This window comes from Halomonas sp. DP8Y7-1, from assembly GCF_019801685.1.
GTDB classification, from domain to species: domain Bacteria; phylum Pseudomonadota; class Gammaproteobacteria; order Pseudomonadales; family Halomonadaceae; genus Halomonas; species Halomonas litopenaei_A.
On the sequence record NZ_JAHVIN010000005.1, the window covers coordinates 507503 to 525262 of the forward strand.

Annotated in this window: 14 protein-coding genes and 1 tRNA gene; 9 read left to right on the top strand and 6 right to left on the bottom strand. The window is 62.4% G+C overall.

Annotation, left to right across the window (positions count from 1 at the left end; all coding sequences use genetic code 11):
- Positions 1-7: 7 nt before the first annotated feature.
- From KUV41_RS07545 to KUV41_RS07555, 3 genes are all read left to right on the top strand, one after another.
- A complete protein-coding gene (locus KUV41_RS07545) occupies positions 8-1924 on the top strand; it encodes an IucA/IucC family protein (protein ID WP_222485351.1) in 1917 nt (638 codons plus the stop codon).
- Positions 1918-2682: an HpcH/HpaI aldolase family protein gene (locus tag KUV41_RS07550; protein ID WP_222485353.1), complete on the top strand. Its 765-nt coding sequence runs from the start codon at positions 1918-1920 to the stop codon at positions 2680-2682. The genes KUV41_RS07545 and KUV41_RS07550 overlap by 7 nt, the downstream gene beginning before the upstream one ends.
- A gap of 80 nt (positions 2683-2762) precedes the next feature.
- On the top strand, positions 2763-4859 hold the full coding sequence (locus tag KUV41_RS07555; RefSeq protein ID WP_222485355.1) for an IucA/IucC family protein: 2097 nt from the start codon (positions 2763-2765) through the stop codon (positions 4857-4859).
- Between the two features lie 117 nt (positions 4860-4976).
- Here KUV41_RS07555 and KUV41_RS07560 read toward each other — a convergent pair whose 3' ends face one another.
- From KUV41_RS07560 to KUV41_RS07585, 6 genes are all read right to left on the bottom strand, one after another.
- Positions 4977-5600: an RraA family protein gene (locus KUV41_RS07560; RefSeq protein WP_206939558.1), complete on the bottom strand. Its 624-nt coding sequence runs from the start codon at positions 5598-5600 to the stop codon at positions 4977-4979.
- Positions 5601-5730: 130 nt separating this feature from the next.
- Positions 5731-6834 (bottom strand): iron ABC transporter permease, encoded by a 1104-nt coding sequence (locus KUV41_RS07565; protein ID WP_222485357.1) that lies wholly within the window; start codon positions 6832-6834, stop codon positions 5731-5733.
- Entirely contained in the window at positions 6831-7835 is a 1005-nt protein-coding gene (locus KUV41_RS07570) for a FecCD family ABC transporter permease (protein WP_222161789.1), read from the bottom strand. Before KUV41_RS07570 ends, KUV41_RS07565 begins: the two co-directional genes overlap by 4 nt.
- Entirely contained in the window at positions 7835-9043 is a 1209-nt protein-coding gene (locus tag KUV41_RS07575) for an ABC transporter substrate-binding protein (RefSeq protein WP_261395949.1), read from the bottom strand. The genes KUV41_RS07570 and KUV41_RS07575 overlap by 1 nt, the downstream gene beginning before the upstream one ends.
- A gap of 12 nt (positions 9044-9055) precedes the next feature.
- Complete coding sequence (locus tag KUV41_RS07580; protein WP_222485359.1) at positions 9056-10603, bottom strand: DHA2 family efflux MFS transporter permease subunit; 1548 nt, start codon at positions 10601-10603, stop codon at positions 9056-9058.
- Between the two features lie 217 nt (positions 10604-10820).
- Entirely contained in the window at positions 10821-13025 is a 2205-nt protein-coding gene (locus KUV41_RS07585; RefSeq protein ID WP_222485361.1) for a TonB-dependent receptor, read from the bottom strand.
- A 396-nt stretch (positions 13026-13421) separates the two neighbouring features.
- Between KUV41_RS07585 and KUV41_RS07590 the strand changes: the two genes are divergently transcribed.
- The 6 genes from KUV41_RS07590 (at position 13422) to KUV41_RS07615 (ending at position 17760) form a co-directional block, all read left to right on the top strand.
- Complete coding sequence (locus KUV41_RS07590; protein WP_261395950.1) at positions 13422-14336, top strand: hypothetical protein; 915 nt, start codon at positions 13422-13424, stop codon at positions 14334-14336.
- A gap of 390 nt (positions 14337-14726) precedes the next feature.
- Positions 14727-14803 (top strand) — tRNA-Ile (locus KUV41_RS07595).
- Between the two features lie 97 nt (positions 14804-14900).
- Entirely contained in the window at positions 14901-15962 is a 1062-nt protein-coding gene (locus KUV41_RS07600; protein ID WP_222485363.1) for a tyrosine-type recombinase/integrase, read from the top strand.
- A 494-nt stretch (positions 15963-16456) separates the two neighbouring features.
- Positions 16457-16690, top strand: a complete 234-nt coding sequence (locus KUV41_RS07605; RefSeq protein ID WP_222485365.1) for a plasmid-related protein — start codon at positions 16457-16459, stop codon at positions 16688-16690.
- Positions 16677-17363 carry a hypothetical protein gene (locus KUV41_RS07610; protein ID WP_222485367.1) on the top strand — a complete coding sequence of 229 codons (687 nt, stop codon included), beginning with the start codon at positions 16677-16679 and terminating at the stop codon, positions 17361-17363. The genes KUV41_RS07605 and KUV41_RS07610 overlap by 14 nt, the downstream gene beginning before the upstream one ends.
- A gap of 73 nt (positions 17364-17436) precedes the next feature.
- The gene (locus tag KUV41_RS07615) at positions 17437-17760 is read left to right on the top strand and encodes a hypothetical protein (RefSeq protein ID WP_222485369.1); all 324 of its coding nucleotides are present in this window, start codon (positions 17437-17439) and stop codon (positions 17758-17760) included.

The following is a 17760-nucleotide window of genomic DNA, read 5'->3' on the forward strand; positions in this document are numbered from 1 at the left end:
GAATCCCATGACATCACTTTCCCCCGCGGCAGCCGCCACGCGGCCCTTTGCCGTGGCTGCCGACTGGCAGCATCGCCAACGCATCGAACGCCGCGTCATTGGCCAGCTGCTGCAGACATTGCTGTACGAGGACGTGCTCGAACCCATCAGCGAAACCCGCCTGGAGGCTTCGTCGGCGTCCCCCGACGCCGCCGACAGATCGCTGTTCCGGTTGAGGGTGGGGCCGGGTCGCTACCGGGTCGAAGGGTTTCGCTGCCACAGCTTTGCGCTGGTGCGCCTGGATCATTCGAGCCTGGTGAAGGAAGCCGCAGATGGCGATGTATCGCCGACCCTGTTCGAGGTGCTGGATGACCTCGACCATGCCCTTGGTGGCGATGGAAAACTCGGTGCGGGCTTTATTCGTGAGCTGACCGAAACCCTGATCAAGGACCTGCAGTCGTCCACCGTCGCAAGCCCGGGTAACGGGGTTGACCCGCGCCAGCTGGATGCCGATGCCCTGGAGCAGGCCTTCACCGATGCCCACAGCTATCACCCCAGCTACAAGTCACGCCTGGGGTTCAGCCTCGACGACAACCGCCGCTATGGCCCGGAGTTCGGCCAGGACCTTCGCGTGCTGTGGCTTGGCGTACCGCGGCGGCTGGCCCATCAAGGGGCTTCCTGCGGCTATCGGGTAGCGGCCATGGTCGAGGCCGAGGCGGGCGCCGAGGTCGAATCGGCGCTGTCTCGCTGGCTGCAGCAGCAGGGGTTGACGCGCGATAAGGTGGTACTGATGCCGGTCCATCCCTGGCAGTGGGACAACGTGCTGGTCGCGGCGCTGTACCCGGAACTTGCCCGCGGCGAGATCGCTCTGCTGGGGGAAGGCCAGCTAAGCTACCGGCCCCAGCAGTCGATCCGCACCTTGTCGCCGGTGGGGAACGCCGAGCGCGATGCGCCGCGCCCCTACCTCAAGCTGGCGCTGGGTATCACCAATACGTCCAGCACCCGCATCCTGGCCCGTCACACCATCACCAATGGGCCCATCATCACCGCTTGGCTCAAGACCCTGGTGGACAGCCATCCGACGGCCAAGGCATCGGGCATGGTCATCCTTGGTGAGGTGGCGGGCGTTGCCCTGGACGAGCGCGCCTTCCCCGGACTGCGCCATGACCAGGTATATGGCCAGGTAGGCGCGCTGTGGCGAGAGCACATCGACGAGTTCCTGGCGCCCGGAGAGCAGGCGGTGCCCTTCAATGGGCTCAGTCAGTTCACTCGCCAGCCCGACGGCGAACCCGATGCACCGTTCATCGCCGACTGGATCGAGCGCCACGGCCGCGACGCCTGGACGCGTCAGCTGGTGATGGTGGCGACCTTGCCGATCATCCACCTGCTGTTTGCCGAAGGTGTCGGGCTTGAGTCCCACGGGCAGAACATCGTGGTGATTCACCGCGATGGCTGGCCGGTGAGAATCGCGCTCAAGGACTTCCACGATGGCGTGCGCTACAGCGAGGCCGCCCTGGCCCGCCCGGAGCTGGCCCCCAGGCTGGAGCCACTGCCCGTGGCTCATGCCGCTCGCAACCGCAACTCCTTCATCGTCACCGATGACCTGGATGCGGTGCGGGATTACTCCTGTGACGCCTTCTTCTTCATTGCCCTGGCCGAGATGGCGATCTTCCTGAAGCGTCACTTTGGCCTGGAGGAGAAGACCTTCTGGGCGATGGTCGCCGACGTCATCGTGGCCTATCAAGAAGCCCACCCGGAGCATGCCGAGCGCTACCGCAGCTTCGACGTCTTCGTCCCCGAATGGGAAGTGGAAGCGCTTACCCGCCGGCGGCTGTTTGGCGATGACATTCCCCAGGTCAAGCGCGTGCCCAATCCCCTGGCTGAGCACGCACCGGGCGGTGCAACGCCGCGCCAGCACCTGGGCGGGGAGCCGATGCCATGCTGAGAACCAATCAACTCAAGCTCGCCCTGGCGCAAAGGCGCGAGGTGTTTGGCGTGCTGGCGTCGCTGCCTACGGCGGCGTCGATCGAGCTGATCGCCGAGGCTGGCTTTGACTTCGTGGTGATCGACTGCGAACACGTGCTGATCAACCCGGAAACCATCGAGCACATGATTCGCACCGCAGAAAGCTACGCGCTGACGCCGCTGGTGCGGGTCGCCGATGACGATCCCAAGACCCTGCTGCGCCTGCTGGATGGCGGCGCCCAGGGCATCGTGTTGCCCAGTGTCGAAGATCCCGAGCGCCTGGGAATGGCGGCCCAGGCGTGCCGCTATGCCCCCCAGGGCACCCGCAGCCTTAATGCAGGGCGTCCCGGCGCCTTCGGCAAGCACTCCCTGGCCGAATACGTGCACAAGGCCAACGACGAGATTCTGGTGGTGGCGATGATCGAGAGTCGCACCGGCGTGGAGAGCATCGACGCGCTGTGTGCGGTCCCTGGGGTGGACCTGATCCTCGAGGGCGCCGCCGACCTGTCGCAATCTCTGGGTGTCACCTGGCAGACCGCTCATCCCGAGGTGACCGATGCCCTGGCCAGGGTGCAGCGCAGCGCCGCCGAGCACGGCATCCCTTACGCCGCCTTCCTGCGTCATGCCGGTGCCAAGGCCGAGTGGCGCGAACGCGGCGTGCATACCTTCATGCTGGGCGATGAACGCGGTATTGCCTTTCGCGCCCTCAGCCAGGCATTGCAGGAGGCCGCGTCATGACCCGGCCATCCCCAGACGCTGAAGGCCTGGCGTCATCACCCACCCCCGATCGCCCAACTATCCAACAGGAGGCCCCAAGTATGGCGTCCATTGACGGTTCCTCATCCTTTCGCGGCACTGATGTGCCTGTCACTGATTCGGCTGGCGCGGGTTCGTTTGTCGAAACATATGGCGCCGGCGAGCAGATTCTGGCGTTTCTCGTAGACGGCCTGCTGGTCGAGGAGCTGCTGGACAGCGCCAAGCTGCGTGAAGACGACGATGCTGCGCGGCGTCAGGCCACCGCCTGGTTTGGCGCGGCAGCGGTGCAGGGCCAGACCCGTCTGTGGGACTGGCAGATACCCCAGGGCGAGCGCCTGGTCATGCTGCTGGAGCCAGGCATTGTCCAGGCCTGGCAGAAGGTGCCGGCGACCCCTGTGCTGGTCGTGCCGGACGCTGATGCCAGCGCCATCGAGCTGGATGCACCAGCGCTGATGCGCCTTTTATGCCAGGCGAAGGGGGAGCCGGAGCAAGCGCCAGAGACAGGCCCAGCCGAGGCCGACCAGCCCCACAGCGGCTTGACCAAGGGCCAGCAGGTGTTTCTGCGTGCGCTGGAGGACAGCCTGTGGCAAGCCGAGGCGTCGATGCATCACGGCGTGCGCACCGATGACCTTGAGGCGCTGGATACCCACGCCCACTTTGTGCGGATGGAGCAATGGGCATCGCTGCTGGATCGCCCCTACCATCCGACGGCCAAGGCCAAGCAGGGCATGAGTGCCGATGAGTACCAGGCCTACATGGCGGAGTTCGCTCGTCCGGTGGGGCTCGTCTGGGTCGCCGTGGCGCGCCATCGGCTATGCACCGGCGCCGGTCTTGAGGCGGCAGACGGCGGTGACGTGGACAGCGTGCCCGCCGACTGGGTGCTGGCCCATGATGAGCGCCAGGCGCTTCAGGATGAGCTTAGAAGCAAGGGTATCGACCAGACCCACGTGGCCTTGCCGGTGCATCCATGGCAGCACGAGCATGCGCTGCCGACGTGGCTAGCCACGGACCTTCAGGAGGGGCATTGCGTGACCCTCAAGACGGTTACCGGGGGCTGGTGGCCGACGTCATCACTGCGCTCGCTGCTGTCCACCCGCTGCTCCGAGCACAGCCTGAAGCTGCCTATGGCCATTCATTCCCTGGGCGCATCGCGCTACCTGCCCGCCGTGAAGATGATCAATGGTGATCTCAGCGCCAGGCTGCTGGCCCAGGCCAGGCAGCGTGACCCGGTGCTGGCGAGTGCCCTGCACCTGTGTGACGAGGGCAAGTGGTGGGCCTACATGCCCGAAGATGCCAGCCTGTTTGACGAAGCCCCGCGTCATCTCAGCGCCATGGTGCGCAGCTATCCGCGGGAGCTGCTGACCCAGCGTGATGTGCAGCTGGTGCCCATGGCGACCCTGGGGACGCCACTGCCGAGCGAGAACATGGCAAGCGCCCACCACCTGTTCAGCGACTGGATGGACCAGCGAGGCATGGAACATGGGGCCGAAAGCGCCAGAGCTCTGTTTGGCGAGCTGTGTTCGCGCTTTTTCGAGATCAACCTGCGTATGCTGAGGCTCGGGATGCTGGCGGAGGTCCATGGTCAGAATGCCGTGCTGGTATTGCGTGATGGCCAGGTCGAAGGGCTGCTGCTCAGGGACCATGACTCGCTGCGCATCCACGTCGGTCAGCTCGAGTGTCACGGCATGCAGGACCCGTGCTACCGGATCAAGAAGGGACACGCCAATACTCTCTACCACGATAGTCAGGAGGCCCTGGTGTTCTGGCTTCAGACCCTGGCCATCCAGGTGAACCTGCGCGCCATCATCGACACCGTGGCGGGGCATTTCGGCCTGTCGAGTCGGGCCCTGTGGCAGGATCTCTGCGCGGTGCTGGACGGCGTGCTCGACGTCGTTCCCTTCGAAGACGGTGAGCGTCGTCGATTGAAGGCGGTGCTGTTCGAGCGCGAAAGCTGGCCCTACAAGCGCCTGATCGCACCGATCATCGAGCGCGCCGGCGGCCCCGGCAGCATGCCCTTCGGTGTCAGCGAGACCGTCAACCCGCTACGGGCCTACCAGGGGGAGCCGACGCATCAGACAGCCGAGGCCAACGCCAGTGTCGAACAGGGTGTCAGTACCGCTGCCAACGCCGACCGCCAGAGGACGCTGCAGCAAGCCTGATCTAGCGTAAGAAAGTACGCGGCGGCATCGGTGAATACCGATGCCGCCGTTTTTTGTGCGCAAGACAGGGACTATGGCAGGGGCTATGACAGGGACAGGGGCTGTGACAGGGGATATTCAGCGCAGCCAGTCGGGGTGCTCGCGCAACATCGCCTCGCGGCGGCTGGCTTCTTCGGCTTGCTTGGCCAGGGCGCGCTCCGCCAGTGCGTCGGCGCGATGGGGCGGCAGCACGAACAGGCCGTCGTCATCGCCGAGAATCAGGTCGCCGGGTTCGATGGTGACGCCGTCAATGGCGACGGTGGTGTTGATCTCACCCTCCAACGACAGCGAGCGGGTGGTCAGCGGGCTGGTCCCCCTGGCGTAGACCGGCAGCGATAGGCGGGAGAGGGCGTCCCAGTCGGTAATGGCGCCATTGGTGACGACCCCGGCAAGTCCCTTCTTGAGCGCCGCATAGGCGCGAAACTCCCCCCAGCAGGCGCGCTGGTGGTCGCTGCCCACGTCGATCACCAGCACGTCGCCGGGCTCTGCCTGGATCAATGCTTCGCGGATGATGCTGCCATCGATATGCGGGATCTTGACCGTCAGCGCCGTGCCTAACAGGCGAATGGGACGTTGAATCGGCTGCAGCGACGCGATAGCGCCGAGGTCGCTGAAGTGGCCCAGGGTGGAGGTCGACAGGCTGCCCAGGCGTTCGATCTGTTCGTCACTGAAGCGCTGCTGTCGCGGCGCGATGTAAAACATGCTGGTATCCTTATTGAAAGACGAGGCTGTTTGAACAAGACGGTATCAGCAAGACACCAGTGCTGACGTGATTACGCCTCGACCCGGCAGTCCCGCTGGGCTTGATCAGCACTTCAAGCAGCACCTCAGGCTACTGCCGGTGGCGATAGAGCAGATAGACGAAGAACGGGGCGCCGACGGCAGAAACGAAGATACCGGCCGGCAGGTCCTTGGGCAGAAAGGCCACCCGTCCCAGCAGGTCGGCATGCAGCACGATCAGGGCGCCACACAGCGCGGCCGTTGGTACCAGGCGCGCCAGGCTGCGTCCTACCAGGCGAGCCGCCAGGTGTGGGGCGACCAGCCCGACAAAGCTGAGTCCGCCGACGAAGGCGACCGCGGCACCGGCCAGGGCCACGCTCAGCGCCAGCAGGATCAGGCGGCTCTGTTGCACGTTGACCCCAAGCCCCAGGGCGACGCTGTCACCCAGCGCCAGGGCATCCATATGTCGAGCCAACGCGAGACTGGCCGGTAGGGCGATCAACAGCCACGGCAGCAGCGACAGCACGTCCTGCCATTGGGCGGCGTACAGGCTGCCGGTCAGCCAGACGTAGGCGTGCAGCGCCGAGGCATCGTCGCTGATCACAATCAACAGCGTAGTGGCAGCGCCCATGGCCGCTGAAAGGCCAATGCCCACTAAGACGACGCGAGAAGGTTCAAGCCCCGCTCGCCAGGCCAGGGACACCACCAGCAGGGTGGCCAACACGGCCCCTGCGAGTGCCGCCAGCGGCAGCAGGTTGATGCTCAGCGAACCGAGAAGGCCTGCCAGGAAGATCACGGCCGCCAGCGCTGCGCCGCTGGTTATGCCGATCACGTCCGGTGAGGCCAAGGGGTTTCTGACGATGCCTTGGAGGATCGCGCCGGCGCAGGCCAGCGCGGCGCCCGCCAGCACCGCCAGCAGGATGCGTGGCAGCCGAAGCTCCCAGATGATAAAGCCGACGTCGCTGTCTGCCGGTGCCACCAGGGCGCCGAGCACCTTGGGCGGCGACGTGGGGAAACTGCCCAGGGACAACGACAGCCCCATGCTGGCGAGCAGCGCCAGCCCGAGCAGGGTGACCACCCACAGGAAGCGATATCGCGCTGTGCGCTCCCGCGGCGAAGAGCAGCCCGGTGAGGTCAGGGAGCTGCTGCTGTTGACGCTGGCGTTCGCGCGATGATTGGCGGCGGGTGTCGACAAGGTGTTGCGTCCCTGGGTCATGTCGCCACCTGCCGTCTGCGCGCCAGATAGATGAAGAAGGGCGTGCCGAGCAGTGCCGTCATCACCCCGACCGGCACCTCCTGGGGCGGCATCAGAAACCGCGAGGCGATATCGGCGGCCAGCAGCAGGGTCGCACCCAGCACGCCACAGGCGGGCAACAGCCAGCGATGGTCGATGCCAATCAGACCGCGAGCCATGTGCGGCACGATCAGTCCGACGAAGCCGATCATGCCGGCCAGGGCAACGGAGCTTCCCGCCAGCAGGATCACGCAGAGGCCGAGCAGCAGTTTTAGCGTACCTACGCGCATGCCGAGGCCGGTGACCATCTCGTCGCCCAGCAACAGCGCATTGGCATGACGTGATAGCGTCGCGGTGATGGCCAGCGCCAAAATAAACAGGGGCAACAGGGGCACCACCAGATCGAGCTCGCGACCCGAAACGGATCCCGCCAACCAGTACAGCACGCTCTCGAAGCTCTGCTGGTCGAGGATTAGCAGGCCCTGGCTGAAGGACAGAAACATGGCGCTGACGGCCACCCCAGCCAGCACCACCCGCAGCGGAGACAGTTCACCGCGACGTCCTCGGCTGAGCGCCAGCACCAGCAAGGCGGCTACCAGCGCCCCCAGCAGCGCCGCCCAGACATACTGACCGGGGGCATGCAGCGGCAGCAGCGATACCGCCACGACCACGAAGAACATGGCGCCGGCATTGATGCCGAGGATGCCAGGCGAGGCCAACGGGTTGCGGGTCATGGTCTGCATCAGCACCCCGGCGATGGCCAGGCTTGAACCGGTCAGGGTCGCAATGACGGCCCGTGGCAGACGCTCGGAGACGATGATGATGTGGTCGATTCGGCCTCCGTCGTAAGCGCTCAGCGCCTGCCAGACATCGCTCAGGGTGATGTCGGTGGTGCCCAGCGTCACGCTCGCGGCGAAGGCCGCAAGCCACAACAGGATGCCGAGCACGAGTCCTGCCGAACGGGTGGTGGTGCGGTCAAGCATCAAGAATCCTGCTGGTCGTCAGTAGCGCGAGTGGAGCTGTGGGTTTTGGCAGCGGTTCTGGCGTCGGACGCGAAGGCCAGCTGGCAGTCTGCGGTGCCGACGGGCGCCTGTTGGGGCATGCGAGCCGCCAGCGGCGTCGAGTCAGCGGCCAGCGGCAGTGAGCGGGATGCGGAAGCGGCGGACTCAGATGATGCAAGCTGGGGAAAATAGTGACGGTACAGGTCATCGAGCATGGCGTTGGCCGCCAGAATACCGCCACCCATGATCCAGTTGACCGTATTGACCTCATACACCCGTCCCGCCTGTGCTGCCTTCAGGCGCTGCCACAGGGGATGCGCGGTCCAGTGACGGTAGGTGGCCAGGATGGCCGGGTCGTCTTCCAGCAGCACGAAGATGACATCGGCATCCAGCGTCGGGATGTTCTCTTCGCTGGTCAGCTTGATGCCCCAGCCCTGGTCGCTGGCCGCATCGGGCTGCTCGAAGCCGATCTTGCCGAGAATGCTGCCGGCAAAGCCGGTGGAGTACAGGCGCAGGTGATCACTCTTGAAGCGGACCACGGCCGCCTTCTGCGGCCAATCATCGCCCAGGTGGTGCGCCAGCCGCTGACGCAGGTCGGCGATGCGGGCATTCCAGCAGGTCATCAGCTCGCGGGCCTGGGCCTCGCGGCCGGTGGCTTGTGCTACCTCGTCAAGGGATGACCTGAAGTCATAGACGTTGGCCGCGAAGCGGGTTGGGGCGATACGTTCCAGCAGCGGGCGAACCCGCTCGTGGCGAAAACGCGTGCCAATAATGACGTCAGGGTCGAGCCAGGCGATCTTCTCGAGATTGGGCTGGGTTTCCAGGCCCACATGCTCCACCCCATTCAGCGCCGATCGCAGATAGCGGTAGGTGGGCTTCTCCATCCAGGCGTCGACCACTCCAATCGGCGTCAGGCCCAGTGCCACGGCACTGTCGGTGGCGCCCTGGTAGAGCGTGACCAGACGCGGAGAGGTGGCTGGAGGTGGCGCCGTGTCCCCGCGCGCCGTTTCAGCAAACAGCAGCATGCCGGCCAGCAGTGCGATGGCGGCAAACAGCAGAGCGCCCGACAGCAACGCCAGCAGCTTTAGCAGCTCGCGCAGCGCCGAAGGCGCTGAGCGGGGGCGCAAGGGCCTTGGGGGCGATGGCGCTGGCGGGTGCGATGATGGGCGTAACGTGGGAGAGGGCATCATGGGGCGGATCCGTCACGTAAGCATGTGGGCAGTGTGATGGCGTGTTGCCCGGCCCAGTCGCCAGGCCAGCGGCAGGCACAGCAGGGCGATCAGGGCGAGCGCGGTGAAGGCTTCACTCAGGGCCTGGGCACTGGCGCCAACACTGGCGTCACTGCCGGCGAGCTGGTCGACTCGGGCATCGTAGTAAAGCGACAGCGCCACCAGCCCCAACGATGCGACCAGGCGTCGGGCCATATTGTTCATGGCGGAGGCTTGGGGCATCTCGGCGTCAGGTAGCGCGCGTACGCCGACAGTCGTGGCAGGCAGGTAGCCGCAGGCAAGGCCGATTCCGCGAAGTCCCATCCAGGCCCCGACCAGCCACACCGACGCAGCCGGTGACATCAGGGCGAGTCCCATCAGGCTGATCGCGGTCACGCCGAGCCCCACCAGCAGACACCATTGGGGCGGGTAGCGGTCGATCATGCGGCCGGCCTGGGGCGAGCACAGTGAGGCGGTAAGGGCGGTGGCCAGAAACACCAGTCCGGTGACGAAAGGACTGGCACCTAGCACCTGCTGCATCCACAGTGGCGTCAGCAGGACGCAGCCAAACAGAATGATCGATTGCAGGCAGGCCAGCACCACGCTCAAGCGGTAGGCCGAGTGGCGAAATAACGACAGTGCCAGCAAAGGTGCCGTGGTACGTTGCTCCACCAGGACAAAGGCCACCAGGCAGGCGATTCCCGCGGTCAGCGGCACCGCCACACCAATGGACAGCAGGTTTTCAAGGGTCTCGACCCGTCCTAGTGCAGCAAGCACCGCGCCCATGCCCAAGGTGATCAGCATGAAGCCCGGCAAGTCGAAGCGGCGCTGACGATTGGGCGCTTCACGCCGCAGGCAGCGCCAGCCCAAAGCCAGGCCGAGCAGTGCAAAGGGAAGGTTCATCAGAAACAACGCACGCCAGTGGGTCAGCTCCAGCAAGAGACCGCCCACCGTGGGACCGATGGCAGGCGCAATCATGACGGCAAAGCCCCATATACCGCTGATTCGGCCTCGCTGCTCCGGCGGGTAGGCGGCAAAGATCAACGCCAGGGACAGCGGGATCATCAGGCCGGCAGCGGTGCCCTGAAGGGCGCGCGCCATGATGATGCCCGACAGGCTGTCGGCCATGGCACCGAGCAGGGACCCCGCCAGAAATCCCGACAGCCCTAGCAAGTAGATCGTGCGGCGGCCGAAGCGGTCGGCCAGGTAGCCGGTGAGGGGCATGCTCATGGCCATGCTGATCATGAACAGCGTGATGACCCAGTTCACCTGGCTGGCGCTGGCCTCGAAGGTCACCATCAGCTCTGCCACCGCGAGGTTGAGCGCACTGTTGTTGAGGCTCACGGTAAAGGTGCCCAGCAGCACGCTGGCCAGTACCCAGGTGCCTCCTGGCGTGACCTCGGCGGTATCGTCGTCAGTGGCCCGCGGCGGTGACGCGTCATTACCCAGGGCATCCTGGTTCTCGTCAGCTGTGCCAGCGCGAGAGGACAGCGCGGTGGGCGAGCGAGAAGAAGACGGTGCCGAGGGGCGAAGCGTGGACATGAAGCGTCTCACCGTAGTGATAAAGCGTGAGCATCGAGGGGCGATGATCATGCCATGTCGCAAAGGCAAATGCAATTCATTATCAAATAAGGCGTTGCCGTCAGCAACCGGGGGCGCCGCACGCTGTTGGGCAAACAAAGGCGCCAGACCCAAAGGCCTGGCGCAGCTGACAGCAGCGGATCTGGATGGGTGTCAGGACACAGCCCGATGGTAGGTCTTAGAAATCCATCGTCCAACCCAGGGTAAAGGTGCGTCCCCGACCCTGGTAGTCATACAGGTACTCTGGACCATAGTAGGGAGAGTAGAACATCGCGGCGCGCTGACCCCAGACCGTGGAGTATTCTTCGTCGAGAAGGTTTTCGATGCCAAGGGTCAGGCGGCCGATGTCGATGTCCTGAGCCAGGGCCAGGTCCACCGTGGTATAGCCGTCGATTTGACGGTCGTTGTCATCTTCGAGGTTGTGGGCATGGTTGGCCTGCAGGCGCGCGCTGCGACCCGCGGCCATATCGTTCCATCCAACGAAGGCCGTCGCTGATGACAGCGAGGCGTAGCGGGCGTCACGCTTGTTCCACTGTCCGTCGTCGTCTTCCTGTTCCGAGCGGACCAGGTGCAGGGTGCCGCCGACTTCGAAGCCCCCGTCCAGGTAGCGAGTGACAGCAGCCTCAAGACCGTAGTCACGCTTGTTTTCCTCAACCACGCTGACGGACAGGTCTTCGGCGTTTTCCACCGCCTTGTCAGACCACGCATAGTAAAGCGCTGCCTGGGTGCTCCAGTCGGCGTTGTTGAAGCGCCATCCCAGCTCTACCTGATCCGTCTTGATGGCATCCAGCGGGTTGTCGTCGACGCTGACGTCGGCGCTCTTGCCGTAATACTTGGCAGGATCGGGCAGCTCGAAGCCTTGACTGAACTGAATCCAGTTCTGGTGACCATTGCCATAGTCGTACAGCGCGCTGGCATTGAGTAGCGTCGCGTCGTAGTCATTCTCGCCGCCGGGGATGCCATTGAAGTCGTCGACCTCGACATCCATGTGCTGCTGACGAATCCCCGCAGACAGGGTCAGCCCCTCGGTTACCCGCCAATCCCCCTGGGCGAAGCCTGCATAGCCATCCACTTCATAGCTGGGGTAGCGGGGGACCACGTCACTGCGCTGCTGAGTCAGCCCGCCACTGGCGTTGGACGCAGCGATATCAAAGAGCATCTGGTTGGCGTCGAAGGACTCCCGGTCCATGTCGACCCCATAGGTCAGTGACACGCTGTCGCTCAGGTCGGCGTCAAATAACGCCTTGATGCCGCCAAGGTCGGTGTTCTGCTTGGAGGTACGAAACTCGATGCCCTCAGATGTCGCGTAGGGGAAGGCGTTGAAGCTGGCTTCCTCCTCCCGATAGAAGGCCTGCAGGTAGAAGTCCTGGCCCAGCAGGTCAGCGTGATGATACTGCAGGTTGACCATGCGACGGTCGGTCGCCGGGTCCCGGTCCGATGAGTAGCCGTCACGGATCTCGGCACCGTCCAGGTTGCCCAGGGTCAGGTTGGGGAAATACAGGCCGCGATCCCCTTCATAGGCGGAGCGGTAGAGCTGAGCCCCTAGCGTCAGTGTCTGTTGTGGCGCCAGCCTGACATCGACGCTGCCCATGATGTCGATGGAGCGGTTGTCCTGCAGGTCGGTCTGGGCGATATCCGGGAAGATCTCGTCACCGCGACCGTCGTAGAAACGGCCGTTGTCCTGATACGCCACCGCCAGACGACCTTGAATCTGCTCGTTGCCGCCGCTGATGTCCTGGGCGAGACGAAAATCGGCATCGTCGCTGTCATTGAAGCCGCTGGTCACGCTGGTGGCGGTGGAAAAGTGGCGCCCGGGACCTTCCCCCTTCTTGGTGACGATGTTGATGATGCCGCCGGTGGCACCTCCGCCATACAGGCTGCTGGCGCCGGACAGCACCTCCACGCGCTCTATGTTGAAGGGGTCAATCGCATCGAACTGGCGCGAGAGACCACGAGAGCTGTTCAGCGAGACCCCGTCGATCAGCACCTGAACGCTACGGCCACGCATGTTTTGGCCGTAGTTGGTGCGCCCCTGAGGGGCCAGGTCCAGACCGGGCACCAGACGACCAAGGGCCGTTTTCAGATCCGCGCCAGTGGCGATCTGGGTGTTCAGCTGTTGCTGGTCAACGACCCAGACGGCACCGGGAATCTCACTGATCGATTTGGGCGTCCGCGAGCCGACCACCACCATGGTGTCGGCGGTAACCTCTGCTTGCGTAGTGGTCGCGGCAACGGAAGTGTCGTTTTGTGCCAGGGCCGTAGCAGGTGTTGCCAGGGTCAGCAGCAGCGCTGCGTAGCCGGAGCGGCAGGGCGTTCGCGGTGATGCTGAGTCGCAGGCGAGGGGGAAGCGAATGGCGTGGGAAAGAGGATGTCTGGGGTGCATGAAAGGATCGCTGAATAAGAAACACCGCCGCCATTAGGCGTGTCGGCGAAACAACGCGTGAAAGCCTCTTCGGGCTTCATCGCAACCGGCCAGCAGGCATCGAAGGGGCAGCTGTCGCTGCTGGCGCAAGCAATATAACGAATTGTGGAAATAATGCGAAGCGTTCGTATTAAAGCTTGTGGTTTGTGCAAGCCAAACTCCCCCCCCTCGCCGACCAGAGGCACAAGGCGTAGGCTGGATGCCTCTACTACACGACGATCAGGAGGCTTGATGACACGGGTAAAGATCCTCAAGCAGGGCACGATCCACTGCTTTCCTCCCGGGCTGCGTGACGACCAGGGCGAGCTGGTCAACGCCGAGATTTCTGCGGTGGCCTAAGATGGCGAGCGACTGCTGATGGCCAGCGACAAGCCGATCCCCGGTCACGAGCGTTCCGCCGCCTTCAGCCTGCCGTTGACCGCCGATGGTCCCGACGACAACCGCATCGACTACCTGACCCAGCAGACCATCAAGGAAGCGGTGAAATATGAAGACTTCGCCCTGACCACCGATGGGCGCCACATGATCGCCACCACCGGCTTCGATCGCATCGACGACGAGACTCACGATCTCAACGCCTATAACCACCTGCTGATCTGGCCCCTTCACGAGCCTGACCGGGTCCAGGTGGTGGACCCCGACCCCCGCGACGGCGTGGAAGGCTCGCTCGAGTTTCGGCGCAAGATGGACGCAGCCGTAGGCGAGCCCTACTACAAGATCGAGGGTCTGGCCGCGATCCCCGGCGAGCGTGGCGATGGCCTGCTGTTGTTCGGCATCCGCGAGCAGGGCAAGGCCCACGATGACTTCGACTACGTGCGCCGGGTCATCGGTGCCCATTACATCATCAACGACGACGACAACCTGGAGTTCGTCGATGCCCTGCATGACGTCTTCAGCTTCGACCCCGGCGAGTACGACGGCGTGGACCACGTTTGTGGCCTGTCTAGCCTTGAGTACGATCCCTACCACGGCCAGCTCTACCTGCTGACCAGCTTCGAGACCGAAGAGGGCGACGACGAGGTCATCGGCGGCTATCTGTGGGTGATGTCGCTGCACGACTTCCGCCAGGGCAGGACACCCACCCTGGTGCGCGACGAGAACGACAGGGTGCTCGAGTTCGAACACAAGGCCGAAGGCCTCGCCGTACTTGACCGCGAACGTCTGTTCGTCGCCTACGACAACGACCGCAACTACGACCTGCACAGTGTCAGCGAACGCGACGAACGCCGCTGCTGCGAAGCTCCCTACACCATCCTCGGGCTGGTGCAGTAGATGCGAAGCCATCCAGGCACCGCACAGCGCCAAATCGCACAGAAGCAGAGCGGGACATTGAGGCGACGGCCGGAGAGCCCTGGAGAGCGTCACTCAGCGATAGAGGGCGAAGAGCAATACCGCGTGAGTAGAGGTGTGGGAAAAAGGCGCGGGAAGAAAGGGCGCGGGGAATCGGTGAAAGGAGAAGGGCGCCGCGGGTACCCCAGCGGTACATCCAGTCGCCAAACCGGTTCTTGAGGCGCCCGATCGATGATGCGACCAGGGCTGTGATGTGAGGAAGGGCACAGCCGAAACGCCTCGAAGACCGCCATACTGACCAGTGGCAAGCGTCCACCTGAAACCCGCTGGCCTACGGCCGCCGCATTCGCTATCATACGTCCGCGCTGATAAGGGCCTATAGCTCAGTTGGTTAGAGCAGGGGACTCATAATCCCTTGGTCGTAGGTTCAAGTCCTACTGGGCCCACCATTAAAATCAGCGACTTACGATTTCTCTCTGGTGAGTCCCATGGTCCAAGGGTACAGTTTCGGTACAGTGCCGATCCTTCAGCCCCCTGGAGACTTTCATGGCCACCATCGTCAAGACTCCCGCTGGTAGTTGGAAAGCCGTCATCCGCAAGACCGGCTGGCCCACCACCGCCAAGACCTTCCGCACCAAGCGTGACGCCCAAGATTGGGCACGCCGTACAGAAGACGAAATGGTGCGTGGCGTCTTTATTCAGCGCAGCGCATCTGAGCGCATGACCCTCGAGGCGGCACTCAAGCGCTACCTCGCTGACGTTACCCCTACGAAGAAGCCCAGCACCCAAAAGAGCGAACGCCACAAGGCCAACACGCTGATTGAGCATCTGGGCAAGTATTCCCTTGCGGCCCTGACGCCGGAGCTGATTGCCAACTTCCGTGATACCCGCCTGAACAGCATTGGTCATCGGGGCCAGCCCATCAGCGCCAATACCGTGCGCCTGGAGCTTGCCCTGCTCGGCCATCTCTACACCGTAGCCATCCAGGAATGGGGCCTGGGCTTGACCTACAACCCCGTCCAGAACATCCGCAAGCCTAGCCCTGGAGAAGGGCGCGACCGGCGCTTGAGCGCAGACGAGGAGAAGCGCCTGTTTGCCGTGCTACGGCAGCACAGCAACCCCATGCTGGCCTGGATCGCCAGAATCGCCCTGGAGACGGGCATGCGCTCGTCGGAGATCCTGACCCTCACTCGCTTTCAGGTCGACGTGAAGCGCCGCGTGGTGCGCCTCACCGACACCAAGAACAACGAAGCCCGCCTGGTGCCGCTGACCCAGGCCGCCACCGAGGTATTCAAGCAAGCGCTGAACAACCCAGTGCGCCCGCTTGAATGTGACCTGGTGTTCTTCGGTGAACCTGGTCGAGACGGCAAGCGCGGCCCCTACGCCTACACCAAGCTCTGGAACCAGGCGAAGAAGCAGGCGGGGCTCGATAACTTCCGCTTTCATGACCTACGCCATGAGGCCGTCAGTCGATTGGTAGAGGCCGGACTATCCGACCAGGAGGTCGCCGCGATCAGCGGCCATAAATCCATGCAGATGCTGAGACGGTATACGCATTTGCGGGCAGAAGATCTTGTCTCGAAGCTGGACCGAATACAAAACTACTAGCTAAACTATCTTGGGTGTAAAGCTGAGGTAGTAATAGTAAAGTTATTACTATTACTACCGCTGAATAGCCAATCTCCCTTCAACTCCTGCCCAAAGCTAGTCCATGTTATGCCAGCGATGTGTGGCGGGTATGCTTTATATCATATTCTGTATAATATTTCGTATCGTATTTTGTATTGTATTAAGTGCTCGATACGAAATAAGCGCCTGGGCATGCCGTAAGGGAAAGCCGGGGGCGCCTGAAAGAGTTAGCCTGTGACGCTGGTCTGAGTCTTTAGGCGAAGGTGATAAAAAATATTGTGTGTTTTTGTTAATCTGCATGATGTTGAAATAATTTATCTTTTTTATTATCTGTGTAAGTCAGATGGTCAAAGTTATATATACTGATGATCAAAGTATATTATATTGATTTCCCTAGAAAGCCGGCATGGTTGAGCTTTGTCTTAAATTGGCTAGCATAGGTTTCGTCAACGTTCGATTGATGGGTGCTAACCATGACTGTAGATGACTATCTTGTCGGGCGATTCGGCCTTCTAATGAGCATAACTGACCTGGCGGACCTGCTTGGTCGTTCGCCCGATGGTGTGCGGGTTTCTCTTTATTCAGATACTGAGGTCTCTCGAAAGCTGAAGCCAACGATGGTGAAGGTGGGGCGCCGTGTCTATTTCCGGACGCTCCAAGTAAAAGACGCCCTGAATTTGGAGCCTTCTGAATATGGCGCGTATTAATCCTTCGGTAGTGCAGGAGATTCTGGGGAGGGTGATTGGCTATTATACTGCCTTCACACTCCTTCCTGGTGTTTCTGTCCCTGGTGCAGTTTTTCTCAGTCAAGCCTTTTACTGGAGCCGTAATTCAACGACGAAAGCACGTAATGGATGGTTCTATAAAAATCAGCGAGGCGAAGATAGCTGGGAATCAGAAACGGGATTGACACCGAAACAGCAGGCCAATGCTAGAAAATCATTAGTAGAAATTGGCGTTCTTGAGGAAGAGAGAAGAGACGTTCCTGCAAAGATTTGGTATCGAGTGAACTGTGAGCGCCTGCTTGAGCTCTTGACGGACCAACTCGACGATGGATCTTCTGGAAGTGGTTGTAATTCCAAGTTTTTCCCTTTGGTCGATTCTACTATCCCTTCTGGCCAATCTGGCGATCAGGATGGTCAAACCTTGATTCGACCAAAGGGCAAATCTATTACAGAGAATACAACACAGAGTACATCAAGAAATAAAAGCGAGGCGGCCAAGGCCAAGGGTTATCTTGGGTCCGAATCAAAATTAACGCGGGCCGAGATGGCTGAGTTGCTAGGCCAGCAAAGAGCAGACCTCATAGCGAGAAATTACGGCAGCAATAAGGTAGGAGCCCCAGCAGTAGAAGAAATGCGCAGAACCCTTCGCACGTAGGATTCGAGCGGCGCGGAACGGGGGTGATGGCCCCGACCACGCCTAACCACGACTGCCTGCATAGGAGGCATCCATGGCTAACAAGCAGGGTATCACACCCGCCTTAACCGACAGTGGCCTGTCGCGGCTGTACCGGTCACACGCGGTCGAACAGCATGCCATCCAGAGCGAGATTCGAGCTCTGGTGATCATCGCCGGCTACGCAAGCGATTTTCTGACCGAGGAGTTGGAAATCCTTCCCGAAGACTTCTTCACCTGCGTCGAGGAGATGAAAGAGGTGATGGAGTCAATCGACCTGAAAAGCCTGGATTTTGAACAACGGTCGCTCACGCTCCAGAGAACAAAGCGGCGTCTGGAGGCTAAGGCGACCCGCCAGAATCGTCAAAAGGAGGTTTGA